General features: G+C 38.4%; 20 protein-coding genes. 15 read left to right on the top strand and 5 right to left on the bottom strand.

Annotated features, from left to right (window positions below):
• Window positions 1–80: 80 nt before the first annotated feature.
• The 3 genes from malF (at window position 81) to X781_RS03520 (ending at window position 4,690) form a co-directional block, all read left to right on the top strand.
• Window positions 81–1,619 (top strand): maltose ABC transporter permease MalF, encoded by a 1,539-nt coding sequence (gene malF / locus X781_RS03530; protein ID WP_025235594.1) that lies wholly within the window; start codon window positions 81–83, stop codon window positions 1,617–1,619.
• A 52-nt stretch (window positions 1,620–1,671) separates the two neighbouring features.
• On the top strand, window positions 1,672–2,562 hold the full coding sequence (malG, locus tag X781_RS03525; RefSeq protein WP_025217812.1) for a maltose ABC transporter permease MalG: 891 nt from the start codon (window positions 1,672–1,674) through the stop codon (window positions 2,560–2,562).
• A gap of 70 nt (window positions 2,563–2,632) precedes the next feature.
• Window positions 2,633–4,690, top strand: coding sequence for an alpha-amylase (locus X781_RS03520; protein WP_025235593.1), 2,058 nt, complete (start codon window positions 2,633–2,635; stop codon window positions 4,688–4,690).
• Window positions 4,691–4,791: 101 nt separating this feature from the next.
• Here X781_RS03520 and malT read toward each other — a convergent pair whose 3' ends face one another.
• Window positions 4,792–7,518: an HTH-type transcriptional regulator MalT gene (gene malT / locus X781_RS03515; RefSeq protein WP_025235592.1), complete on the bottom strand. Its 2,727-nt coding sequence runs from the start codon at window positions 7,516–7,518 to the stop codon at window positions 4,792–4,794.
• A gap of 163 nt (window positions 7,519–7,681) precedes the next feature.
• Between malT and malP the strand changes: the two genes are divergently transcribed.
• A complete protein-coding gene (malP, locus tag X781_RS03510) occupies window positions 7,682–10,051 on the top strand; it encodes a maltodextrin phosphorylase (protein WP_025235591.1) in 2,370 nt (789 codons plus the stop codon).
• Between the two features lie 82 nt (window positions 10,052–10,133).
• The gene (malQ, locus tag X781_RS03505; protein ID WP_025235590.1) at window positions 10,134–12,212 is read left to right on the top strand and encodes a 4-alpha-glucanotransferase; all 2,079 of its coding nucleotides are present in this window, start codon (window positions 10,134–10,136) and stop codon (window positions 12,210–12,212) included.
• A gap of 72 nt (window positions 12,213–12,284) precedes the next feature.
• Here the strand turns inward: malQ and X781_RS03500 are convergent, their stop codons facing one another.
• Window positions 12,285–13,943, bottom strand: coding sequence for a putative transporter (locus X781_RS03500; protein WP_025235589.1), 1,659 nt, complete (start codon window positions 13,941–13,943; stop codon window positions 12,285–12,287).
• A 216-nt stretch (window positions 13,944–14,159) separates the two neighbouring features.
• Between X781_RS03500 and X781_RS03495 the strand changes: the two genes are divergently transcribed.
• The 10 genes from X781_RS03495 (at window position 14,160) to X781_RS03450 (ending at window position 22,573) form a co-directional block, all read left to right on the top strand.
• Window positions 14,160–15,536 (top strand): Na+/H+ antiporter family protein, encoded by a 1,377-nt coding sequence (locus X781_RS03495; protein ID WP_025235588.1) that lies wholly within the window; start codon window positions 14,160–14,162, stop codon window positions 15,534–15,536.
• Between the two features lie 95 nt (window positions 15,537–15,631).
• Window positions 15,632–16,435, top strand: a complete 804-nt coding sequence (xthA, locus tag X781_RS03490) for an exodeoxyribonuclease III (RefSeq protein ID WP_025235587.1) — start codon at window positions 15,632–15,634, stop codon at window positions 16,433–16,435.
• Window positions 16,436–16,581: 146 nt separating this feature from the next.
• Window positions 16,582–17,166, top strand: a complete 585-nt coding sequence (lptC, locus tag X781_RS03485) for an LPS export ABC transporter periplasmic protein LptC (RefSeq protein ID WP_025235586.1) — start codon at window positions 16,582–16,584, stop codon at window positions 17,164–17,166.
• Window positions 17,167–17,189: 23 nt separating this feature from the next.
• The gene (lptA, locus tag X781_RS03480) at window positions 17,190–17,696 is read left to right on the top strand and encodes a lipopolysaccharide transport periplasmic protein LptA (protein ID WP_025235585.1); all 507 of its coding nucleotides are present in this window, start codon (window positions 17,190–17,192) and stop codon (window positions 17,694–17,696) included.
• 9 nt (window positions 17,697–17,705) lie between these two features.
• Window positions 17,706–18,431 (top strand): LPS export ABC transporter ATP-binding protein, encoded by a 726-nt coding sequence (lptB, locus tag X781_RS03475; RefSeq protein WP_025235584.1) that lies wholly within the window; start codon window positions 17,706–17,708, stop codon window positions 18,429–18,431.
• 44 nt (window positions 18,432–18,475) lie between these two features.
• On the top strand, window positions 18,476–19,003 hold the full coding sequence (locus X781_RS03470) for a PTS sugar transporter subunit IIA (RefSeq protein WP_025235583.1): 528 nt from the start codon (window positions 18,476–18,478) through the stop codon (window positions 19,001–19,003).
• A gap of 12 nt (window positions 19,004–19,015) precedes the next feature.
• A complete protein-coding gene (gene rapZ / locus X781_RS03465) occupies window positions 19,016–19,882 on the top strand; it encodes an RNase adapter RapZ (RefSeq protein ID WP_025235582.1) in 867 nt (288 codons plus the stop codon).
• A gap of 87 nt (window positions 19,883–19,969) precedes the next feature.
• Entirely contained in the window at window positions 19,970–21,166 is a 1,197-nt protein-coding gene (locus X781_RS03460; protein WP_025235581.1) for an FAD-dependent monooxygenase, read from the top strand.
• 127 nt (window positions 21,167–21,293) lie between these two features.
• A complete protein-coding gene (locus X781_RS03455) occupies window positions 21,294–21,875 on the top strand; it encodes a hypothetical protein (protein WP_025235580.1) in 582 nt (193 codons plus the stop codon).
• Window positions 21,876–21,937: 62 nt separating this feature from the next.
• On the top strand, window positions 21,938–22,573 hold the full coding sequence (locus tag X781_RS03450; protein WP_025235579.1) for a hypothetical protein: 636 nt from the start codon (window positions 21,938–21,940) through the stop codon (window positions 22,571–22,573).
• A 44-nt stretch (window positions 22,574–22,617) separates the two neighbouring features.
• Here the strand turns inward: X781_RS03450 and metQ are convergent, their stop codons facing one another.
• From metQ to X781_RS03435, 3 genes are all read right to left on the bottom strand, one after another.
• Complete coding sequence (gene metQ, locus X781_RS03445) at window positions 22,618–23,409, bottom strand: methionine ABC transporter substrate-binding lipoprotein MetQ (RefSeq protein WP_025235578.1); 792 nt, start codon at window positions 23,407–23,409, stop codon at window positions 22,618–22,620.
• A gap of 78 nt (window positions 23,410–23,487) precedes the next feature.
• Window positions 23,488–24,318, bottom strand: coding sequence for a MetQ/NlpA family ABC transporter substrate-binding protein (locus X781_RS03440; RefSeq protein WP_025235577.1), 831 nt, complete (start codon window positions 24,316–24,318; stop codon window positions 23,488–23,490).
• A gap of 95 nt (window positions 24,319–24,413) precedes the next feature.
• Entirely contained in the window at window positions 24,414–25,238 is an 825-nt protein-coding gene (locus X781_RS03435) for a MetQ/NlpA family lipoprotein (protein ID WP_025235576.1), read from the bottom strand.
• Window positions 25,239–25,243: the final 5 nt, after the last annotated feature.

Genomic DNA, 25,243 nt, shown 5'->3' with positions numbered 1-25,243 from the left:
AGGGTGGGTTATATAACCCACTCTATTTTTAAATCCACCCTAAGTACAGTAAATATGCAGTAAAAATTCGAGGTGCTGTTATGCTAACTCAAACTCAATCCAAACCCACCCATTGGCTCAAATATCTCTTAGCCGGATTAGTCTTGCTCCTTGACTTCTATCTTGTTGTATTAATGTACTCACAAGGTGAATATCTTTTTGCTATTTTAACACTGATTATTCTGACCTCCGGTGTCTATATTTTTACCAATAAAAATGCCTATGCTTGGCGTTATGTTTACCCGGGTATTACCGGAATGGCAATTTTCATTTTGTTTCCGCTGGTTGCAACCATTGCAATTGCGTTTACCAATTATAGTGGTTCTAATCAATTATCCTTTGAACGAGCCGTATCTGTTTTGACAGAACAACGTTATTTCGCCGGAGATAAATACCAATTCACACTTTATCCACACGCAGATAATCAATACCGCATCGCATTAACAAATCCGGCAACCGAGCAAACTTTTGTGTCAGATCCGGTTTCATTAACTACCGGAACGAATGTGGTTGTTACTGAGCAAAGTATACCAAATGGAGATGTTGCTCCTCTTAAAGTGATTACGCAAAATCGGGCTGCACTTCAGTCAATGAAAGTTGTATTACCAAATAATAATGAACTGACAATGAGTTCATTACGCCAATTTTCAGAACAAAAACCACGCTATCAATTTGATGAAGAGAGTAAAATATTATTCAATAATGAGACAGGCAAACGTTATCAAGCAAATGACAAAACCGGATTCTTCCAAGCTATTGATGAAAACGGTAATTGGCAAAGTGAAACGCTTGAGCCTGGTTATACTGTTACATCTGGCTTTAATAACTTCATTAAAATTTTTACCGATGAAGGTATTCAAAAACCTTTTATACAAATATTTATTTGGACGGTAATCTTCTCTTTATTAACCGTAGTCTTTACCGTTATTCTCGGTATGGTACTTGCCTGCCTAGTACAATGGGAGGCATTAAAAGGTAAAGCGATATATCGTGTCTTATTGATTTTACCTTATGCGGTGCCATCGTTTATTTCTATTCTGATTTTTAAAGGGTTATTCAACCAAAGTTTTGGTGAAATCAATATGATTTTAAACCAACTGTTCGGCATCAGCCCTGAATGGTTTAACGATCCGCTGCTTGCTAAAGTGATGATTCTGATTGTGAATACCTGGCTAGGTTATCCTTATATGATGATTTTATGTATGGGATTACTCAAAGCTATTCCATCTGATTTATATGAAGCCTCCGCAATGGATGGAGCCTCCACTTGGCAAAATTTCAGCAAAATCACATTCCCATTACTGTTAAAACCGCTTACTCCGTTAATGATTGCTTCATTTGCATTTAACTTTAACAACTTTGTATTAATTCAATTATTAACAAATGGTCGCCCGGATATGATTGGAACCACCACCCCTGCCGGTTATACCGATTTATTAGTCAGCTATACTTACCGTATTGCCTTTGAAGGAAGTGGTACGCAAGATTTCGGCTTAGCAGCCGCTATCGCAACGATTATTTTCTTATTAGTCGGTGGCTTAGCACTCTTAAATATCAAAGCAACCAAAATGGAATTATAAAAGTGGTAGGGATTTAACAATCCCTGACCCAAACTAACTTCAGGAGTTATATATGGCAATTGTTCAATCTAAATCTGTGCGTTATCGTGTATGGGCAACCCATTTCTTTTTAATTTGTTTCCTTGCCTTAATTATTTTCCCTTTATTGATGGTTATTGGTATCTCATTACGACCAGGAAATCTGGCTATCGGTGATATTATTCCAAGCCAAATTTCGTGGGAGCATTGGCAAGCTGCATTAGGCTTTGACGTAACACATTCTGACGGCACGGTAACACCTCCACCGTTCCCGGTGCTACGCTGGTTATGGAACTCTATCAAAGTGGCAACAATTACCTCTATCGGTATTGTAACCTTATCAACAACCTGTGCTTATGCATTTGCCCGAATGAAATTTAAAGGCAAAAAAACTATTCTACAAGGTATGCTAATATTCCAAATGTTCCCAGCAGTGCTTTCCTTAGTTGCCTTATATGCGTTGTTTGATCGTCTTGGACAGTATGTACCGTTTCTTGGCTTAAACACACACGGCGGCGTAATTTTTGCTTATTTAGGCGGAATTGCCTTACACGTTTGGACAATAAAAGGCTACTTTGAAACCATTGACGGCTCGCTGGAAGAAGCAGCATCTCTTGACGGTGCAACTCCGTGGCAAGCGTTCCGATTAATCTTATTACCGCTTTCCGTACCAATTTTAGCGGTAGTATTCATTCTTTCATTCATTGCTGCTATTACAGAGGTACCGGTTGCCTCACTCTTATTACGTGATGTAAACAGCTACACCCTAGCCGTTGGTATGCAACAATATCTCTATCCGCAAAATTACTTATGGGGTGATTTTGCAGCCGCAGCGGTCTTATCTGCGATTCCGATTACACTCGTATTCTTATTGGCACAACGCTGGCTAATCGGTGGCTTAACTGCCGGCGGTGTGAAAGGCTAGTTTGCAAAAAATTCTCAAAAAACGACCGCTTGTCAAGTTGATACTGCGGTCGTCATTTATAGAGGTGTCTATGAAAAATACGTTACCTTACCTTTGCTTATTCTACTCCTCAAGCCTTTTTGCCCAATCTTGGCAACATTCCCATTTTTCTGATTTTAACGATAATCTCGAAAAACAGTTGTTTCAATCCCAAGTGCAGTTAGAAAAAGGCAGCTATCCGCTTACGTTTAAATTTGGTGAACAATGTTATCAGCCCCAACAAACGATAAAATTAAATCAATCGGTTACGTTAGTACCTTGTATGAATGATGCTCCTCAACTACGCCTATTTCGTCAAGGCAATTATATGGCACAAATTGATGTGCGAGGTGGCACACCGACACTAAAAATCAGTGTAGAACAGCAACCACAGCATAATGACTCTGTACTTCAAAGTTGCCCGAATTGGGACAAAAAACCGATTGAAATTGATGTTTCCTCTACTTTTTCCGAAGGAGAATCAGTGAGGGATTTCTATTCAGGAAACACTGCCATAGTTAAAAACGGCAAAGTTACCTTAATGCCTGACGAAAACGCAAGCGGTCTAATTTTGCTGGAAAAAAGCAACACCTCAAATAATGCGACCTTCGATTGGAAAAATGCTACTGTCTATTTCGTACTAACCGACAGATTCTATAACGGCGATCCTAGCAATGACCACAGCTACAACCGACAAAAAGACGGAATGCAAGAAATCGGCACATTTCACGGTGGAGATCTAAAAGGCTTAACCTCAAAATTGGATTATCTACAGCAGCTAGGCGTCAATGTTTTATGGATTAGTTCCCCACTGGAGCAAATGCACGGCTGGGTTGGCGGTGGTGATAAAGGCGATTTTCCGCATTATGGATATCACGGTTACTATCATTTGGATTGGACAAAATTAGATGCCAATATGGGCACTGAGGACGATTTAAGCCATTTTGTTCAACAAGCCCATCAACGTGGCATTCGAGTACTGTTTGATGTGGTGATGAACCATACCGGCTATGCTACGCTTGCGGATATGCAGGAATTTAACTTTGGTGGATTTTACCTAAAACCGGAGGAAATCAATCATACATTAGGCGAAAAATGGACACATTGGAAACCTAAATCAGGGCAAAACTGGCATAGCTTCAACGATTTTATTCGCTTTAATGATAATCAGGCTTGGCAAAATTGGTGGGGAAAAGCGTGGGTTCGTGCCGATATTGCCGATTACGACAGCCCTAAATTTGATGATTTAAAAATGTCGCTCTCTGCCCTTCCGGATCTAAAAACCGAGAGTGAACAAGCGGTCAAATTACCTGAATTTTTTGCAAATAAAAATACCAATGCCAAAGTATTGCCAAATGCTAAAGTGCGTGATTATTTAATCAGTTGGTTATCGGATTGGGTGCGAAAATATGGAATTGACGGCTTTCGGGTTGATACCGCCAAACACGTGGAAAAATCAACGTGGCTGGCATTAAAACAATCCGCTCAACAAGCTTTAAACGAATGGCAACAAGCCAATCCCCAAGCCAGCTTTAATGATAACTTTTGGATGACAGGAGAGGCTTGGGGACACGGCGTGTTCAAAAGTGATTATTATCAAAACGGCTTTGATGCAATGATCAACTTCGATTTTCAAGAGCAGGCTAAAAAAGGACTAAATTGCTTTGCCCATATTGAACCGGTTTATGGTGAAATGAGCCGTAAATTAAGCGACTTCAATGTGCTGAGCTATTTATCTTCACACGATACAAGATTATTCTTCCATTCTGATAGTGAACAAAATATCGAAAAACAAAAAATTGCCGCTAATTTACTGTTGCTTTCTCCCGGTGCTGTGCAAATCTACTATGGTGATGAGAGCGGACGAGAATTTGGAGCAACCGGTTCAGACCCGATACAAGGCACTCGTTCAGATATGAATTGGCAAGAGTTACGACAAAACGCTCAGAAGCAGGCGTTGTATCAACACTGGCAAAAGCTGGCACAATTCCGCCAACGTCATCCGGCTATTGGTGCTGGTGCTCACCGAACCATCAAAAATGACAGCTATTTTGCATTTAGCCGTCTACTGGATGAGGATAAAATTATGGCGATTTGGGTGGGAAATTAATCTTCCCCGTTAGGGGAAGAATCGAAGCCGATTAGGGGAATGTGGACGATATTGCAAAAAATCACAAAAAACAGACCGCTTGTTCCCCTGTGAGACTAAGATCAATTATACCCCATCAACATAAGCAGCTCTTTCGTATAGCTGATCGCTTCATTACGATTAGTAACACCGATTTTCTGATACAGATTTCGAATATGGGTTTTAATTGTGGTTGCTGCTACTTGCAATTCATCTGAAATTTGTTCATTGCTATACCCTGAATAAATCAAGCCTAGTACCTGCCATTCCCGCTGTGTTAATGGGCTAATTCTTAATAGCTCCGGTACTTTCGGATTTTTCAGTAATTGATTCACAAAATTTTCATCAAAGTGTGCAAATTTTTGGCGATAAAATTGATTGATGTTGCGTAAAATAAATTGTGCTTTATGTAACACTAATTCATCCAGCACATTGAGTTGCAATAAATGGCGGATCTGTTGTGCCATCACATCTCCTTCAATCACAAAAGCACTGATAAAGTTTGTTTGCCGTGTCAGTTTTAGTGCCTGAATTAAGTCTTGCTGAGCTAATTCTTTCTCGCCTTGTAAAAAATAAAGCCTGTTACGAACAATTAATGCACGATTTAAATCACTGATCAGAGAAAATTTTTCAGCAGTTTCAATTAAATTATCTAAAATTACTTTCGCTTCGGTATATTCTTCAAGCAAGATTCGAGCCCGTGCAATATTACGCCATTGAATTTGAGTAAAATGGTTTTTATCGGAAATTGGTGATGGATTTTGAATCAACCAATTACGAGCAGACTGAATGTCATTTGTCATCTGCCAATAAAACATCCTCACTTGATCAGCATTCGCAATCCAGTCGTGGTGATAAGAGTGAGAATGCTCTAACTGCTCAACTTCACCTAATAAACGAGCAGTGTTATCCAAATTGCCACGAGCTAATGAAATTTTAGTGAGTAAGGTTAAGCATTGTAACTTGTCTTCAAATTTAGATAAGGCATTCATTCCGGCAACTGCCATCGACTCAGCTTTATCCAAGTTATACCATTCCCACAAAATTTTTCCCTTAGAACGTAACAGGAATTCATACATCGGCACTTTTTGTAAGTGGTTTTCTTTTACGAAGTTACTTGCTTTATCTAGCATTTCATAGGCAGCTTGTGAAAAACCTTGAGCAAGCAAAATTTCAGATTGTTGAAGCTGCGACCATAAAATATTGTGGTAAGTATGGTGTTGGCGTGCCATACGCTCTGCTTTTTGTAACATTACTAACGCTTCTGCCAGATTGCCATGACAATGATGAGCTTCTCCAATAATTGAGGTGGCAACAATATGAGCGTAATAAGCATTTTCCGAGAGATCATTTAACGCTTCTGAGGCTAATTGAAGTGCCGTATTTTCATCACCGGAATTGATAGCAACCTGAGCCCGTAGTACATTGAATTCCGCATTGGCAGTTTTACTTAACTCAATCTTATTTTCCGTCAAAGCTCGAGAAAAATCTGCCAAAATACCACCTACTTCACTATGACGGTGCTGGCTTTGCACCAGCCAAGCTTTGAGTAAAACTAAATTAGTATGTTCGGTTAAATGTGCGTAATCCAAACAATTTAAACTCTCTTCCAATAATTTTAACTCACCTTGATGAAATACAGTCCACGCGTGCTTGCCTAAAATATTGAGCAATAATCCGGTATCCGATAACTGCATTGCATGATGCAGGGCTTCAGTTACATAACCTAATTGTAACCACGCATTCGCCGCTTTTTGATGCAATTGTGGCAGTTCATCATACAACTCATTTTGACAGCATAAATTCAAAAAGGAAGCAAAAAGCGGATGGAATTTCCACCAACTATCATCACTGCTCTGCCATTTACTGTTTGCCATTTGTTGCAAAAATAAGCCTTGTTTTTCAAGAGATTCTAATTTAGTTCGACTATTCTGCTCTCCGGTAACCGCTTGCACCAACGATTCATTCATTGAGTGTAATATGGAACAACGCAAAATAAACAACCTGGTTTCTTCATCTACTTTATTGAGCACTTCATCAGCTAAATATTCGTTGATATGAAAATGATTCGACTTGGCTAAGCGTTTGGCAATATCTTGCAGTGGCACTTGTAGTGTATGCGATTTATTTTTCGCAAAAAGGCTAATTAACTGAAGAGCCGTTGGCCAACCTTCAACTTCGTTACAAAGTGCGATAGCATCTTGCTGATTTAACTCTGAACCTAATCTTGCTTGAAAAAACGCAGTACTTTCTTGGTGATCAAACATAAGTTGGTTAATATCGATTTCCAACAATTGTTCTTGTACTCTTAAACTTGCAATACTTAACGGCGGAATAGATCGAGAAATCAAGATAAGCGTCATATTAGATGGCTGATGTTTAATCCAATATTTTAATGCATCATGAATTTCATCATTTTCAATAATATGATAATCATCAATAGCAAGATAGAAATGTTCCGAAAACGCTGCTGCTTTAATCAATAATTGATTAAATAAAGCTAATAAATTAGCTTTGCGATTTTCCTCTAACAATACATCTATTTCTTCATTAATTGCAGAATGCAAGGCAGCACTAAAATAAGCAGCAAAACGATCCGAATTATTATCGCCTTCATCTAACGCATACCAGCCGATATTCTTTTTATCTTCAATCCATTGGGAAACCAGTGTGGTTTTGCCATAACCTGCCGGTGCATTTATTAATACAACCGGATAACTGCAAGATTTGTCTAATTCTTGAATTAAACGTTTTCTAGGGATGCTGTTTTGTAATCGAAAAGAACAAACAAGTTTTGATGGTATTAACATAATAAATTCTATTTTCCCTCATAACAAAATGGGGATGATATATCCTCCATTTATGTTCTAACTACTTCCTAATAATCATACCACACAAGGTGATTATAAGGATGATTTGATTTTATTCGGATTTCACATAATAGCGGTGTTCATTTTTAACTGGGGGTTTCCTATGACATTTAATTCTATTGTAGAAAAATACTGTCGCTACTTTGATGTGGCAGATCCAAAACACTTCACCTTACAGCAATGGTACCAAGTCGTTGCAGAAGGTTCCCTTGAACTTATTTATAGTCAGCCTGCAACTAAACCGACAGAATCACGCCACGTAAACTATCTTTCGATGGAATTTTTAATCGGTCGTTTAACCGGCAATAATTTAATGAATTTAGGATATTACGAACAAATTCGTGAATATCTTAAACAATATCAAGTTGAATTAGTAGATGTTTTAGAGCAAGAGCGTGATCCGGCATTGGGAAATGGCGGATTAGGTCGTCTTGCTGCCTGTTTTTTAGACTCAATGGCAACTGTTGGACAAAATGCGACCGGCTACGGGCTTCACTATCAATACGGTCTATTCAAACAAAGCTTTAAAGAGGGAATGCAAAAAGAAGCTCCGGATACTTGGGCTCGTGATAGCTACCCTTGGCATCGTTTTAATCCATCTAAAACCCGTCATATCGGGTTTGGTGGAAAAATCAAACAAATTAAAGCCGATCAATATGAATGGCAACCTAAATTAACAATTCAAGGTAAAGCATTTGATTTGCCAATCGTAGGTTACAAAAATAACATCATTCAACCGCTGCGTTTATGGCAGGCAGATAGTGATCAATCTTTTGATTTTGATGCTTTTAATGACGGTAAATTCTTAACCGCAGATAAAACTATTGTCAATGCAGCCGCACTTACGCAAGTACTTTACCCAAATGATAACCATAAAGCAGGGCAAAAATTACGCTTAATGCAACAATACTTCCATTGTGCCTGCTCTGTGGCAGATATTTTAGATCGCCACCTCAGCGAAGGTTATCCGTTAGAAGATTTGGCTAAACGCCAAGTAATCCAATTGAATGATACTCACCCAACACTCGCTATACCTGAATTAATGCGTGTACTGTTAGATGATCACCAATTCACTTGGGAACAGGCATGGGATATTTGCTCAAATACCTTTGCTTACACTAATCATACCTTATTACCTGAAGCTCTTGAGCAATGGGATCAACGCCTATTTAAGCAATTATTACCTCGCCATTACCAAATTGTGGAAAAAATCAATGATATTTTCCACAACCAAGTACGGGCGGAATTTGGCGATGATGCCAAAATTTGGGAAAAATTAGCCGTACTATTTGACTATCGTGTGCGTATGGCGAACCTTTGCGTTGTTACCTGTTTCCGTGTAAACGGTGTTGCGGAAATTCACTCGGATCTCTTAGTAACCGACTTATTCCCGGAATATCACCGATTGTTCCCAACAAAATTCTGTAATGTTACTAACGGCATCACACCTCGTCGTTGGATTAGACAAGCAAACCCACAATTAAGTGATTTATTGGATCGTACCTTAAAACAAGATTGGACACACGATCTGGAATTATTAAAAGGCGTTGAAAAATATGTTGATGACACCGGCTTCCGTGAAGAATATCAACGTATTAAACGTAACAATAAAGTGGTTTTAGCAAATGAAATCCATAAAACACTAGGATTAAATGTCAATCCAAGTGCGATTTTTGATGTACAAATCAAGCGTTTCCACGAATATAAACGCCAACATTTAAATTTATTAAATATTATTGCGACCTATCAGTCGCTAAAAGCTAACCCAAACCAAGATTACACACCACGTGTATTCCTATTCTCAGGCAAAGCGGCACCGGGTTATTATTTAGCAAAAAATATTATTCACGCCATTAACAATGTGGCAGATATTATCAACAACGATAAACAAGTGAATGATAAACTACAAGTGGTATTCCTACCGGATTATCGAGTCAGCCTTGCTGAAAAAATTATTCCCGCTGCCGATGTTTCAGAGCAGATATCAATGGCAGGAAAAGAAGCCTCCGGTACCGGTAATATGAAATTGGCACTTAACGGTGCATTAACATTAGGTACACTAGATGGAGCCAATGTGGAAATTGCCGAGATGGTGGGTGAGGAAAATGTCTTTATCTTCGGACATACCGTAGAAAGCGTGCGGGAACTATTAGCAAAAGGTTATCAGCCTAAAACCTATTACAATCAAGATCCGATTCTGAAAAATGCGGTTGATTTCTTAGCCAAAGGGAAAGCCTCCCACGGCAATAAAGAAACATTCAAACTAATGTTAGACAGCCTGCTAGAACGCGATCCGTTCCTAGTCTTTGCCGATTTTGACAGCTACCGCCAAACACAAGAGAAAATTGGTATAGCCTATTTAGATCAAGAAGCTTGGCTACGTAGTGCGATTTTAAATACTGCCCGTTTAGGTACGTTTAGCTCAGACCGCTCAATTAAAGATTATCAACAACGTATTTGGTTGAATAGATAATAACTTCGGGCGACTTCTTCTCAACAGGAAGTCGCCTATTTTCTGTTGTATTTCATATATATTTGATATGTGGAGAAAAATGATGAAAATAACTACCAAACAATATCATCGGGCAGGTATTATGCCCTATTTTTTCGATGAACGTGGTGTAAAAAAATCAGCGTCTGAAAAAATAAAATATACTTTATTCAAAACATTTAACGGCAATATTCAAGTAAGCACTACACCAATTCCTGCTGTCAAAATTTTTTATCAGCACCAACCCTGTTTTTTACCTTTCCATTTAGCCGATAAAAAAAATCCATTAACCGGCAATTGGCAGCTCCAACTAGAAAGCTCAAGCCAAATTATTTCCGGTAAAATTAAAGCTCGGGGAATTACATTACCTCAAGACTTACCTTTAGGTTATCACCAATTACAACTAAACACGGTAGATAAAACCTTTAATTGCACGATTATTATCGCTCCAGAGCGTTGCTATCAACCTCAAGCCGTGCTTGAACAAAAAAAATTATGGGGAACATTTCTACAACTTTACACCTTAAAATCAGCCAACAACTGGGGAATCGGTGATTTTGGCGATTTAAAAAACTTCATCCAACAAATTGCACCTTACCAAGCAGATTTTATTGGTTTGAATCCGATTCACTCGCTTTTTCCGGCAAACCCTAATTCTGCAAGCCCATACAGCCCATCCTCTCGCCGATGGCTGAATATTGCTTACATTGATGTCAATCAGTTGGTAGAATTTCAACAAAGCGATGAAGCTCAAACTTGGTTTCATTCCGCTGAAATCCAGCAACAGTTATCTCAATTACGCAATCAAGACTGGTTAAATTACGATCAAATCATTCCGTTAAAATTGAAAGGGCTACGCTTTGCTTTTGCAAAATTCCAGCAAAATATGACCGCTTGTTCCGACTCAGCCTTCACTGAATTTGTACAAAAAGGTGGTGAGAGTCTACAAGTTCAAGCTACATTTGATGCTCTTCATCAATATTTATCCACACAATTTGCGGACCAATGGGGCTGGGATTTTTGGGCGAAAGCATACCAAGATTACCATTCTGCTGCCGTACAACAATTTAGAGAAACACATAAAGCAGACGTGGAATTTTACCTTTGGTTGCAATTCATTGCCGATCAGCAATTAGCCGAATGTGATGCAATTTGCCGTCAGCAAAATATGAACATTGGTATGTATCGCGATCTCGCCGTTGGCGTCAGCCCCAACGGAGCAGAAACGTGGAATGACAAACAACTTTATTGTTTAAATGCGTCTGTCGGTGCTCCACCTGATGTATTAGGTCCACAAGGACAAAACTGGGGCTTAACCCCAATGAATCCACACGTGTTAAAACAACAAGCCTATCGCCCGTTTATTGAGCTGGTCAGAGCTAATATGAAGCATTGCGGAGCATTACGCCTTGACCATATTATGTCTTTATTACGATTATGGTGGATTCCAAAAGGCGACAGTGCAGTGAATGGTGCTTATATCCGTTATCCTGTTGATGATTTAATTGCTATTTTGGCACTTGAAAGCCAACGCCATCAATGCCTGATTATCGGTGAAGATTTAGGCACTGTGCCAAAAGAAATTGTCAGCAAACTCAAAAATGCAGGAATTCTGTCTTACAAAATCTTCTATTTTGAATTTGATGAACAAGGAAAAAGTCGCGACTTGCAACATTATCCTTACCAAGCTATGACAACATTAAGTACTCACGATTTACCAACTATCAATGGTTATTGGCGTGGATATGATTTTGAATTAGGCGAAAAATTCGGTGTGTATCCAAATGCGGATATTTTGACCATTCTCAAACAAGACCGAGTCAATGCCAAAGTCAAAATATTACAACGCTTACAAGAGAATAATGTGGTGATAGAACCTGAAATTAGCGAGCAACTTAATTCACCGGTAAATACACCATTTACTCACCGTTTGCAAACCTATGTCGCTAGTGTAAGCAGCGGATTATTCGGCTTCCAACCTGAAGACTGGTTAGGAATGACCGAACCTGTTAATATTCCGGGAACTAGTACTCAATATGCCAACTGGCGACGTCGCTTGACCGTAAATATTGAAGATATTTTTGCTGATACCGCAATCCAAGCTTTATTGAGGGAAGTGAATAAAATCCGTAAAGAAAAATAACAAATACACAGTAAACAGAAAAAGGGGTAAAAGAATTTATTCTTTTACCCCTTTCGTATATTAAGAAGAATACTACCCTGCAACCCAAAGCATTATCGCCAGCACTTGTGGCAACATTATGCGTAGAAACATTACAAGTGGGTAAACAGTAGCATAAGAAAGAGCAGCTGCACCGTTGCCTTCTTTGATTTCGTTAGCGAATGCGAGAGCCGGTGGGTCAGTCATTGAGCCGGCGAGTAATCCACAAAGACTTAGGTAATTCATTTTGGCGTAAATTCTGGCAATCAATCCTGTAATCATAAGTGGGAAGAATGTGATGATTGCACCAAAGAGAATCCACTCCATACCTTCACTACTGAGTAATGTTTCAAGGAATCGCCCACCGGATTTTAAACCAACAACGGCAAGAAAGAGTACAATCCCGATTTCACGTAAAGCAAGGTTCGCACTTGGTGGCATAAACCAGTAGAGTTTACGAATACTACCAATTCTAGCCAAAATGAGGGCAACCACAAGCGGTCCTCCAGCTAAACCAAGTTTTAATGCAACAGGAAAGCCCGGTAAATAAATTGGGATAGAACCTAGCAATACACCTAATCCAATCCCAATGAAAATCGGCAACATTTGGACTTGTTGTAATTTCGATTGTGCATTGCCGATAATCGTCATTACCATTTCAATATCCGCTTGGCGACCGACTAAATTCAACACATCACCAAATTGCAGTGTCATATCGCCTGTTGGGACTAACTCTACTCCAGCACGGTTGAGGCGTGAAATGACTACATCATATTTGCCTTTCAGCATTAATTGGCGAATTTGTTTGCCAAATACTTTTTCGTTGGTAACCACTGCTCGTTCGGAACGATAAATTGTGCCTTTTGTAGAAACAGATACGTCTGCGACTTCGCCTAAAATAATTTGCATTTTATGTAGCGATGCTTGATCGCCAACTAAATGTAATATATCACCAACTTGTAACACCGTATCTACTCGGGGAATAGAAAGTTCCTCACCTCTTTTTAAACGAGAGTAGGAAACTTCGTGCAAATCAAAATCAGGTAATTGATTAAGTGTTAAACCGTTAATATTAGGATTTGTTAAACGCACATTTAAAGTGCTGAGTTGTTCTTTACCTTGATTTTGAGATTGGTTAAAAGCTTCCGCTTCTTTATCAATATTAACTTTTAAGATGATACGAATTAACCACATTGTCAGCAAAATACCGATAATCCCAAACGGATAAGCAATGGCATAACTCATCCCCATAATTTCGGTTACACTCCCTCCACTTAGTTCAGCAAGCACTTGTTGCCCTGCCCCTAGAGAAGGAGTGTTAGTAACTGCTCCCGAGAAAATACCTAAAATCACAGGTAAAGGAATACTGAACAATTTATGAATAAGAACAACAAAAACACCACTAAGTAACACAATCAAAACGGCAAAGCCATTGAGCTTTAAGCCTGAATGTTTAAGAGAAGCAAAGAACCCCGGACCGACTTGAATACCTATTGAGTAAACAAATAAAATTAAACCGAATTCTTGAATAAAGTGGAGAGTATGGGCATCAAGTTTAACACCAAATTGTGCCATAAAATGGGACACCAATAACCCGCCAAATAACACGCCACCGATGCCTAAACCAACGCCTCTAATTTTGATATGACCAATCCATAAACCAAGCACTGCCACTAAAGATAATAAACTGACAGTAAGTGCAATTTCGCTCATAACAGCCTCTATCTAATACGAAATACCTCAAAAATGGTAGTTAATTTTAGCAAATCTCAAAAATCAAAAATGAGATCTATATCAAAAAAATAAATATTGATAGCATTACTCCAATGTTAATTTTCAAAAAAGTTCCCTAATTTAAAAAAAAATTCTCGACAACTCTATTTTTTTGGGTAAATTAAATACTATTTTTATTACTTAAGGACAAACACAATGCTATCTAACGAAGTTTTTATTTCGATTATCGTATTGTTAGTACTGAGCTTGCTTAGAATTAACGTGGTAATCGCTCTTATTATTTCTGCACTTACCTGTGGCTTAATCGGCAATTTAGGTGTTGAAGGTGTCGGATTTACTGATGCACTACAAAAAACTATAAAAAGTTTTACCGGTGGTTTAGGTGGTGGTGCAGAAACTGCAATGAACTATGCCGTGCTTGGTGCTTTTGCAGTAGCTCTTTCAAAATCAGGTGTAACCGATTTATTAGCTTATAAAGTGATTAAATCATTCGGACACAGCCCATCAGGTCGCTCCGTAACGTGGTTTAAATATATTGTACTATTTGTGTTAGTTGCCTTTGCAATGTCTTCACAAAACTTAATTCCGATTCATATTGCCTTCATTCCAATCTTAATTCCGCCACTATTAAGCGTGATGAATAAATTAAAGATTGACCGCCGTGCGGTTGCTTGTGCTTTAACATTTGGTTTAACCGCCACTTATATGTTAATTCCGGCAGGTTTCGGTCAAATCTTCATTGAAAGTATCTTAGTTAAAAATATTAACCAAGCAGGTGAGCCATTCCAATTGATAACTACAACCGCTGAAATGACAAAAGCAATGCTTATTCCGGTATCAGGTATGATTGTAGGATTACTTTTTGCATTCTTTGTGTCATACCGTAAACCTCGTGTGTATGCAGAAAATACACCTGAGCCAACTGTTGATGATATTGAAACTCGAGTAGCTAACGTTAAACCTTTCCATATTGGAATTAGTATTTTAGCAATTATCGCAACCTGCTCCGTGCAATTAGCGACAAATTCAACCATTATCGGCGGTTTAGTCGGTTTAGTGATTTTTGCCTTAGGTGGCGTATTCAAATTAAAAGAGAGTAACGATGTGTTCCAAGCCGGATTACGTTTAATGGCGATGATAGGTTTTGTAATGATTGCAGCCTCAGGCTTTGCCGGCGTGGTTAATTCAACCGGTGGTGTACCTGCATTAGTGGAAAGCCTACGTGATGTTATCTCATCAAAAGAAATGGCTGCATTATTAATGCTCGTAGTTGGCTTATTCATCACAATGGGAATTGGCTCATCATTCTCAACCGTGCCGATTATTACCTCAATCTACGTGCCACTTTGTGTGTCTTTTGGTTTCTCACCGCTTGCTACAATGGCGATCGTAGGCGTAGCAGCAGCATTAGGCGATGCAGGCTCACCGGCATCAGACTCAACACTTGGTCCAACATCAGGCTTGAACGCTGACGGTAAACACGATCACATTTGGGATTCCGTTGTACCAACCTTTATCCACTTTAATATTCCATTATTAGTGTTCGGCTGGATTGCAGCAATGACACTTTAAGTTATAATACGTAAAGTTTTCGCAAAATCAGACCGCTTGCAGAGATGACAAGCGGTCTATTTTCATCTATTTTTTGCAAAATCTTAGGATACTCAATGAAATTTATCTCTTTTAATATCAATGGATTGCGTGCTAGACCGCATCAACTTGAAGCAATTATCGAAAAACATCAGCCCGATGTAATTGGCTTACAAGAAATCAAAGTGGCTGATGAAGATTTCCCTTACGATTTAGTCAATCATTTGGGTTATCACGTTTTCCATCACGGGCAAAAAGGGCATTATGGCGTTGCTCTATTAACGAAAAAAGAACCGCTTGCAGTGCGTAAAGGTTTCCCAACCGATGTGTTAGATGCTCAAAAGCGAATGATTATGGCAGATATTGAAACCGATTTTGGCGTTTTAACTGTATTAAACGGCTATTTCCCACAGGGAGAAAACCGTAGCCACGAAACCAAATTCCCGGCTAAGCAGAAATTCTATGCTGATTTGCAACACTACTTGGAAACCGAGCTAAAGCCGGAAAATCCAATCATCATTATGGGCGATATGAATATCAGCCCGACCGATTTGGATATCGGCATCGGTGAAGTTAATCGCAAGCGTTGGTTACGTGATGGAAAATGTTCTTTTTTACCCGAAGAGCGTGAGTGGCTAGAGCGTTTACACAGCTTTGGTTTAATCGATACTTTCCGTGCCGCAAACCCTGAGGTAAATGATAAATTCTCGTGGTTTGATTATCGCTCTAAAGGTTTTGACGACAATCGCGGCTTGCGTATTGATTTAATTCTCGCCTCAAAATCACTTGCTGAGCGTTGTGTAGAAACAGGAATTGATTTAGAAATTCGTGCGATGGAAAAACCATCTGACCACTCCCCTGTTTGGGCAACCTTTAAATAATTTGCAAAAAAATTTACTTTTTTAACCGCTTGTAGTGCTTTCACAAGCGGTTGTTTTTTCTCACTTTTTTGCATTTTCACGTCATACTATATCCCTTTTCAAATTTGTGCTACAATCAAACACTATTTTTAGACTATATTTAGATTATGAATACACGCTTAACCGTTATTTTACTGATTATTGTTGCCATACTCGGCGGTTGGTATTACAGCTTACAAGAGAAAGAGAACACAGGGCTTGATCAGCTGATGAAAAAGGAAGGGCAGCCTGAATATGTAGGGAATAAAATGTCCACTACAGTTTATGATTTGAAAGGCAATCCACAATATTTCGCTCAGGCTACAGAAATCAAACGTTATGAATCCACCGAGCGAACCGAGTTTTTTAAACCTTTTATTGAACTTTTTGCAAAAGAATCCACGCAAAAACAGTGGAAAGTGAGTGCTGATTACGCTGAAATTACCAAAGAAAAAATGTTAAATTTAAAGGGTAATATCAAACTCGATGCGTTAGATCCTGCTTCTCGTTTACAACAGATCACTACGGATACTTTAACCGTTGATTTAAACACGCAGGATATTTTTACCGAAAGTGCGGTCAAATCAATAGGCTCGGGCTTTACAACAACAGGGGTTGGATTAAAAGGTAACTTAAAACAACAAGTTGCCACCTTACAAAAAGAGGTAAAATCTTACATTGAACCGACTATTATTAAAGAAACAAAAGAATAATTTGCTTTTCAAAAGGAATAAAAATGAAATTAATGTTTAAATCTATTTTAGTAACGATGTTACTAGGTAGCAGTTTTTCAGCTTATGCGTTAAAAGGTGATACTGATCAGCCTATTAATATTGATTCAGGCAGCCAATCTTTAGATATGACGAATAATATCGTTACCTTTAGCGATAACGTAGTGATTACACAAGGCTCCATTAAAGTAACCGCTGCGAATGTAAAGATTACTCGTCAAGAGGGGAAAAAAGAGACAATTGATGCTACTGGTTCGCCGGTTACCTTCCAGCAAACCTTAGACAATGGCAAACCTGTAAATGGTAAAGGCAGTAGTGTTCATTACGATTTAAATTCAGAATTTTTAACCTTAATCGGCAATGCTGAATTAAAACAACAAGGTAGCTTTATTCGAGCAAATAAAATTACTTATGATGTGAAAAAGCAGCAACTTAAAGCGACAAGTGGCAGTAAATCACGCGTGAAAACCGTGTTAATTCCAAACGAACTTCAAGATAATAAGAAAAAATAGGGTTAATCTATGTCTGTACTTTATGCAGAACATTTAGCAAAAAGTTATAAACAACGCCAAGTCGTCAAAGATGTGAGTCTGAATGTAAAATCAGGTGAAATTGTTGGCTTGCTTGGTCCGAACGGTGCGGGTAAAACAACTACTTTCTATATGGTTGTTGGCTTGGTTCGCCACGATCACGGCACAATCCGCATTGATAATGAAGATATCAGCACATTACCAATGCACGACCGTGCAAAGCAAGGCATTGGTTATCTTCCGCAAGAAGCTTCTATTTTCCGCCGTTTGAGCGTGTATGATAATTTAATGTCCGTGCTACAAGTGCGTAAAGACATTAATGATAAAGAACGCAAAGACCGTGCTGAAGAGTTGATTTCAGAATTTCATATTGAGCATATCCGCAACAGTTTAGGGCAATCGCTCTCCGGTGGGGAACGTCGCCGAGTGGAAATTGCCCGTGCTTTAGCGGCAAATCCGAAATTTATTCTGTTAGATGAACCCTTTGCCGGAGTTGATCCCATTTCCGTGATTGATATTAAAAAAATCATCGTGAATTTAAAAGAGCGTGGCTTAGGCGTTCTGATCACCGACCATAACGTGCGTGAAACCTTAGATGTATGCGAACGTGCTTATATTGTGGGGAGTGGTGAGATGATAGCCAGCGGTACGCCACAGCAAGTGCTTGAAAATCCTGATGTAAAACGTGTTTATTTAGGCGATCAATTCAAACTTTAACTAAAATCCCCTTTTTAGGGGATTTCATCTTTAGATGAAAAATTATGACAAAATTAACGGAATTTTTAAGCCCTGAAAACATTCGTCAAGGCGTGTTGGTTTCCAGTAAAAAACGGGCGTTAGAGCTAGTCGGAAAGGTTGTAGCTGAATCCATTAATCAACCTCATTTACCACAAGCAGAAGCACAAAATGAATCTGTCTGCCCGATTGAGTGTTTTACTAACTTATTTAAGCGTGAAAAGTTAGGTTCAACAGGTTTAAATCAAGGTATTGCAATTCCTCACGCAAAATTACCCGCTTGTAACGGCTTAACCTTAGACAAACCAATTGCGGTATTTTTGCAATTAGAAGAAGCCATTGATTATGAAGCACAAGACAACAAAGATGTTGATCTTATTTATGCAATTATGTTTCCTGAAAATAGCTGCGAACAATATAAAAGTTGCTTGCCACAAATTGCGAAACAATTAGCGGATAAATCCTTATTAAAACAGCTCCGAGCAGCAGAATCAGCAGAGGATATTTGGCAAATTTTGGTGTATGCTGATAATCACCCAAAAGATGAAGAATAATAGTGAGGCAATATGGAGTTAATCATTATCAGTGGGCATTCCGGCTCCGGTAAGTCAGTGGCATTAAGAGCATTAGAAGATGCAGGTTATTACTGCGTTGATAATATTCCTTTAGCCTTAATTCCAACCTTAACTTACTATCTTACTCAAGAAAACCGTTCTGCGGTCATTAGCTTAGATATTCGCAATCTGCCGAATACACCTAATGCCATTGAAGAATTACTTACTCAGCTTGAACCTTTAAATACTAAGCTGATTTTCTTAGATTGTGATCGTAATACGCTCATTCGCCGTTATAGCGACTCTCGCCGTATTCATCCACTTTCCACACAAAATGATCTTTCATTGGAAGGAGCGATTGATCTCGAACGGAGATTGCTTGAGCCATTAGTACAAAATGCTAACTATATTATCGATACCAGCAATATCTCTTCACACGAGTTGGCAGAAAATCTACGTCATTTATTACAAGGTTCTAGCGATAAAGAACTCAAAATTATTTTCCAATCCTTCGGTTTTAAATATGGTTTACCTGCCGATGCCGATTATGTGTTTGATGTTCGCTTTTTGCCAAATCCACATTGGAATCCAGAGCTTCGTCCTATGACGGGCTTAGAACAGCCGGTGATCGATTTTTTAGAACGCCAAACCGATGTACATAATTTCATCTACCAAACACGCAATTATCTAGAAATGTGGCTACCAATGTTAGAGAAAAATAATCGTAGCTATTTGACTATTGCGATTGGCTGTACCGGTGGGAAACACCGCTCTGTATTTATTGCCGAGCAATTGGCAAAATATTTTCAAGCAAAAGGTAAGAATGTACAAATTCGCCATAAAAGTTTGGAAAAACACCATAAGAAAACCTCTAATTAGTTGAGCTACAAGCGGTTAAATTTTTTCCATAAATTGCAATTTTTAGAGAAAATTTGACCGCTTGTAAATGTTGAAATGCAATCAGTTATGAAATCTACAGATATTGTTATTATTGGCGGCGGAATGGTTGGACTTGCTCTTGCCGGGCTATTAAAAGAGACCAACTGCCAAATTAAAATCATTGAAAAAAACACGCCTCAATTTGATGATAGTAAAACTCACCATCGAGTCAGTGCTATCAATGCCTCAAGCCAAAAAATGTTGGAGCAAATTGGAGCATTCCAACAAATTCCCGAACATCGCCTCTCCCCTTATACTGAAATGTTTGTTTGGGAAAAAGACAGCTTTGCCAACATTCATTTCGATAATAACGATGCCGAAATTAAGCAGTTAGGCTTATCACAACTTGGCTTTATTATTGAAAATGCGGTTATTCAACACACACTCTGGCAACAGATTTCTAAGCAATCAAACGTGGAATATATTGTTGCAACCCCGAAAACATTAGGTGTAAGCGAAAATGGGGCATTTTTAACACTTGATAATGGCGAGATGATTTCAGCTAAATTAGTGATAGGTGCTGATGGGGCAAATTCTTGGGTTCGTAATCAAACTAAAATCCCCTTAACCAGTAAAGATTATCAACATACTGCCTTAGTGTGTAATGTAAAGACAACAGAAAAGCATAATAAAACTGCTCGCCAAATCTTTGCTGAAGATAGCGTTTTGGCTTTCTTACCAATGGCAGATGAAAATCTTTGCTCAATTGTTTGGTCATTACCACCAGAAAAAGCCAAAACCTTGAGCGATTGCAGCGAGCACGACTTTAATAAAGCTCTAAGCATTGCCTTTGATAATCAACTTGGCTTATGCGAATTGCAAAGTTTACGCGAAATTTACCCGCTTACCGCACGCTTTGCCCGTGATTTTGCACAGCCTCGTATTGCATTAATTGGCGATGCGGCTCACACTATCCATCCCCTAGCTGGCTTAGGTGTAAACTTAGGATTTGCGGATGCTCTAACACTTGCTCAAGAAATTCAAAAACATCTCGCTAATGATGAAGATATTGGTGAATATCGCCATTTACGCCAATTTGAGCGGGAACGTAAAGCCGAAGCCGTAAAATTATTAGCAACAATGGAAGGGTTAAAACAACTTTTCAATGGTAATCACCCATTAAAAAAATTGGTAAGAGGCGTTGGCTTAAGTCTGACAAATCAACTCCCTTTTGCCAAAAAGTTATTAATTCAACAAGCTATTTACCTACAGAATGTAAATTAGATTGAAATAGCGTAAAGATTTCATCTTTTATGAACTAATATTAAGACTGCCTGTCTATTAGTTGGTACAATAACTGCCCCTTTTTACACTTTGGGGTTTATTTTCATCTTTTTAAGGAATTATTTTAATGAACAAATTTACTAAAATCAGTGCAACCGCTTTAGTCGCTTTATTTTTAGCAGCTTGTGATAAACCGGCACAAAAATCACCTGCAACAGAACCGGCAAAAACAACTGAAGCAGCACCGGCAGCTACTCCGGCTACAGAAACTGCAAAACAGGCTGAAATGACAGTTGAAGCTCCAAGCGAAGCAGCAAAAGCAGACTATCAAAAATTAGCCGTTTGGAATGCAGAACAAGAGAAATCAATGCAAGCAGCACAAGTTGAATTACAACAAAAATTAGCAACACAAGATCCTAAACAGATGCAAGAAGGATTAGTTGCATTTAATAAAAAAGTTGAAGATACTGTAAAAAGTTTAGACGCTGTTGATCTATCTGATGCTCAACTTAAAGAGTTAAAAGAAAAAAGCAAATCTGCTCTAACACTTTCAAGCGAAGTACTTAACGAACAAGTAAAAGTACTATCTAATCCAGCTGATGAAGCACTAAAACAATCAGCACAGAAAAAATCTGAAGCATTAATCGAAATTAATACTGAGCTACAAAGAATCAGTGCTGAAGTAGAAAAAAGATTTTCAGCTAAATAATTAGTATAATATCGAAAGCTAGAGATTTTGCTCTAGCTTTTTTTACGGACTTAAGGACGATTATGAACACTCTTTCTAAAATTAGTTTATCTGCATTATTTGCAGTTTTTTTGACCGCTTGCGAAAAGCCGACTCAGCCAACCGAACAAAAACCAGAGCAAGTACAAGCCTCTGAAATAAAAAAAGAAGAAGTTAAGCCGGTAGATACCGGAGCAGAAGATTACAAAACCTTCCGTGATTGGCAAGACGCTCAAGAAAAAGCTTTGAATGATGCTATTCAAACTGCAACAGATAGTCTTACAGACAAACAAAAAGCTGACCCTGCGGTTATGCAAGAAACGGTTAATAAAACGTTACTCACACAACTCGACAGCATTAAAACAAGTGCTGAAGCACTGAATATTCAACATAGTGAAGTAAAAGCTCTGAAAGATAAAACATTAGAAGTACTCACTTTAGGTACTCAAATGATTATTGAAGGGGCGAATATGGAGAAAAATCCAACCCCTGAAGCCCATAAAGCCTTTGGCGAATTGCAAACTAAACTTAATCAGTTAGCAGAAGAAGGGCAGAAATTGGAAAATGAATTAAAGGCAAAATATGCTCCAGCCCCTCAACCTGAAGTAACCCCAGCAGAAACAAAACCTCAAGAAGCAGCTCCTGTTAATACAGCCCCAACAGAAGCAACAACAAAGTAAAAAATAAGGCATAGCTTTTCGCTATGCCTTATTCTTCATTCAAGTTACCAACCTTTTACCATCGCCCCTTTAAACTCTTCATTTGCTTTATTATAGACTTCCTCTGTTTGATAAGCCTTCACAAAATCTTTTACAGCGTCTGAATTTTGATTATTTTCACGAGCTACAATCAGGTTCACATAAGGAGAATCTTTATCTTCTACAAATAACCCATCTTTGGTTGGTGTTAAACCACTTTGTCCAGCATAAGTAGTATTGATAACAGAAAATGCAACATCATCTAAAGTACGAGGTAAAAGCGGAGCTTCAATCTCCTGAATGACTAACTTACGAGGATTTTCAATAATATCAACACTGGTTGCTTTTAAACCGGCTTCAGCTCTTAATTTAATTAAGCCTTGTTTTTCTAGCAAAATTAATGCACGAGCTAAATTCGTCGGATCATTTGGCAAAGCTACAGTATCTCCATCTTTTAACTCTTCTAAAGATTTAATTTTCTTAGAATATGCTGCAATCGGGTAAACAAAGGTATTGCCAACCGGTACTAATTTATAACCTTTTTCTTGGATCTGGTTATCTAAATACGGTTTGTGCTGGAACGCATTTAAATCTAAATCACCTTTATTTAAAGCTTCGTTTGGTGTTGCATAATCGGTAAATACTACCAGCTCCACATCACGGTTATATTTTTCTTTCGCAATTTTTGCCGCTACTTCCATTACTTTGTGTTCAGGACCTGAAATCACGCCAACTTTTAACTTCTCCGCTTTATCATTACAAGCGGTCAAAAATAGTGCAGAAATTGCAACTACACCTAAAATTTTATTCAATTTCATAATGTCTCCTTTTTTAAGATTTATTATCTAAAAAAATGAGCAGTAGCTCGCACTACTACTCATCTTAATAGGGGTAAATTACCAACCTTTTACCACACCGCCGTTAAATAATTTTAACGCTTCTTGGAATACTTCTTCGGTTTGGAATGATTTCACAAAGGTTTGTAAACGTGGATCATCTTTGTTGTCTTCACGGCTCACCACTAAATTTACATACGGAGAATCTTTTGATTCAACAATAACACCGTCTTTATCCGGACTTAAACCTGCTTGACCTGCGTAAGTGTTATTGATGATCGCCAATTCCACATCGTCTAACATACGGGTTAATAATGCAGTGTCAGCTTGTACGATCTTGATATTTTTTGGGTTTTCAATAATATCATTTTCTGTTGCAAACACATTTTTCGGATCTTTTAATTTCAACAAGCCGTGTGCTTGAAGTAATAATAACGCACGAGCGGTATTACTTGCGTTATTTGGAATCGCAACTTGAGCCCCCTCTTTTAACTCAGAAATATTTTTGATTTTTTTCGAGTAAGCTGCAATTGGCCATACTAAAGTGTTACCGATAACCGCTAATTTATAGCCACGGTCTTTCATTTCCTGTTCCATATACGGCACAGTTTGGAATGCGTTTGCATCTAAATCTTTCGCGTGTAATGCTGCGTTTGGCTGTGTGTATTCAGTAAATTGAACTAATTCCACTTCTAAACCGTATTTCTCTTTTGCAATTTTCACTGCAACTTCAGTCATTTGTGCTTCAGGACCGGTCATCACACCAACTTTTAACGGAGCTTGTTTCTCCGCTTTTGCAGGTTCTGCCGCTGCTTGTGTTTTTTCTTCTTTACAGGCGGTTAATGCTAAAGCAGATACTAACACTACGCCTAATAGTTTTTTAAAGTTCATTTGAGTTCTTCCTATATAAGAGTTTTAAAATAAAAAGCGATTAACCTTAGAGATCAAGCTCAGCGATTAATCGCTAATATGAAAAAAACAGAAAATTACCAGCCTTTTACTACACCATCTTTGAAGTGTTTTTGTGCTTCTTGGTACACTTCTTCAGTTTGGTAAGATTTGATAAAGTTTTGTACGTTATCTGCATCTTTATTATCTTGGCGAGCAACAATGATGTTCACATACGGAGAATCTTTAGACTCAACAAACACACCGTGATCTTGAGTATTTAAGCCAACTTGACCTGCATAAGTGTTATTCACTACAGCTAAATCAACATCATCTAGTGCTTTTGCAGCAATTGAAGTATCTACTTCTTTAATTTCTAATTTTTTCGGGTTCTCAATAATATCTACTGACGTTGAGAATAAATTAGTATTATCTTTTAACTTAATTAACCCCTGTTTTTCTAATAAAATTAACGCACGGGCTAAGTTAGATGGATCGTTTGGTACAGCAATCACAGCACCGTCTGCCAATTCAGCAACATTTTTCACTTTTTTAGAATAACCGGCTAACGGATAAACGAAAGTATTCCCCACAATTACTAAGTTGTTTAAGCCTTTTGATTGGCTGTCTTTGTCTAAATACGGCTTATGTTGGAATGCGTTAGCATCTAAATCACCTTTGCTTACCGCCGTATTTGGTAATGCGTAGTCGTTAAATAGAACAAATTCTACTTCTAAACCGTATTTTTCTTTAGCAATTTGTGCTGCTCGTTCTGCAACAGTATGTTCAGGACCTGACATTACCCCTACTTTAATTTTTGCAGATGCCGGAGCTGCTGCAGGCTCTGCTTTTTTCTCATCTTTACACGCAGTTAATGCTAATGCAGAAACTAATGCCACACCTAAAATTTTCTTGAAACTCATAAAAA

The sequence above is a fragment of the Mannheimia sp. USDA-ARS-USMARC-1261 genome, from assembly GCF_000521605.1.
GTDB lineage: Bacteria > Pseudomonadota > Gammaproteobacteria > Enterobacterales > Pasteurellaceae > Mannheimia > Mannheimia indoligenes.
The sequence above is the reverse complement of the archived record's forward strand: the minus strand, read 5'-3'. Positions and strand labels throughout refer to the sequence as shown.

What these genes read in the sequence shown, in the direction of transcription:
- malF (WP_025235594.1), top strand. Translation starts at nt 81, where the DNA reads ATGCTAACTCAAACTCAATCCAAACCCACCCATTGGCTCAAATATCTC.
- malG (WP_025217812.1), top strand. Translation starts at nt 1,672, where the DNA reads ATGGCAATTGTTCAATCTAAATCTGTGCGTTATCGTGTATGGGCAACC.
- X781_RS03520 (WP_025235593.1), top strand. Translation starts at nt 2,633, where the DNA reads ATGAAAAATACGTTACCTTACCTTTGCTTATTCTACTCCTCAAGCCTT.
- malT (WP_025235592.1), bottom strand. Translation starts at nt 7,518, where the DNA reads ATGTTAATACCATCAAAACTTGTTTGTTCTTTTCGATTACAAAACAGC.
- malP (WP_025235591.1), top strand. Translation starts at nt 7,682, where the DNA reads ATGACATTTAATTCTATTGTAGAAAAATACTGTCGCTACTTTGATGTG.
- malQ (WP_025235590.1), top strand. Translation starts at nt 10,134, where the DNA reads ATGAAAATAACTACCAAACAATATCATCGGGCAGGTATTATGCCCTAT.
- X781_RS03500 (WP_025235589.1), bottom strand. Translation starts at nt 13,943, where the DNA reads ATGAGCGAAATTGCACTTACTGTCAGTTTATTATCTTTAGTGGCAGTG.
- X781_RS03495 (WP_025235588.1), top strand. Translation starts at nt 14,160, where the DNA reads ATGCTATCTAACGAAGTTTTTATTTCGATTATCGTATTGTTAGTACTG.
- xthA (WP_025235587.1), top strand. Translation starts at nt 15,632, where the DNA reads ATGAAATTTATCTCTTTTAATATCAATGGATTGCGTGCTAGACCGCAT.
- lptC (WP_025235586.1), top strand. Translation starts at nt 16,582, where the DNA reads ATGAATACACGCTTAACCGTTATTTTACTGATTATTGTTGCCATACTC.
- lptA (WP_025235585.1), top strand. Translation starts at nt 17,190, where the DNA reads ATGAAATTAATGTTTAAATCTATTTTAGTAACGATGTTACTAGGTAGC.
- lptB (WP_025235584.1), top strand. Translation starts at nt 17,706, where the DNA reads ATGTCTGTACTTTATGCAGAACATTTAGCAAAAAGTTATAAACAACGC.
- X781_RS03470 (WP_025235583.1), top strand. Translation starts at nt 18,476, where the DNA reads ATGACAAAATTAACGGAATTTTTAAGCCCTGAAAACATTCGTCAAGGC.
- rapZ (WP_025235582.1), top strand. Translation starts at nt 19,016, where the DNA reads ATGGAGTTAATCATTATCAGTGGGCATTCCGGCTCCGGTAAGTCAGTG.
- X781_RS03460 (WP_025235581.1), top strand. Translation starts at nt 19,970, where the DNA reads ATGAAATCTACAGATATTGTTATTATTGGCGGCGGAATGGTTGGACTT.
- X781_RS03455 (WP_025235580.1), top strand. Translation starts at nt 21,294, where the DNA reads ATGAACAAATTTACTAAAATCAGTGCAACCGCTTTAGTCGCTTTATTT.
- X781_RS03450 (WP_025235579.1), top strand. Translation starts at nt 21,938, where the DNA reads ATGAACACTCTTTCTAAAATTAGTTTATCTGCATTATTTGCAGTTTTT.
- metQ (WP_025235578.1), bottom strand. Translation starts at nt 23,409, where the DNA reads ATGAAATTGAATAAAATTTTAGGTGTAGTTGCAATTTCTGCACTATTT.
- X781_RS03440 (WP_025235577.1), bottom strand. Translation starts at nt 24,318, where the DNA reads ATGAACTTTAAAAAACTATTAGGCGTAGTGTTAGTATCTGCTTTAGCA.
- X781_RS03435 (WP_025235576.1), bottom strand. Translation starts at nt 25,238, where the DNA reads ATGAGTTTCAAGAAAATTTTAGGTGTGGCATTAGTTTCTGCATTAGCA.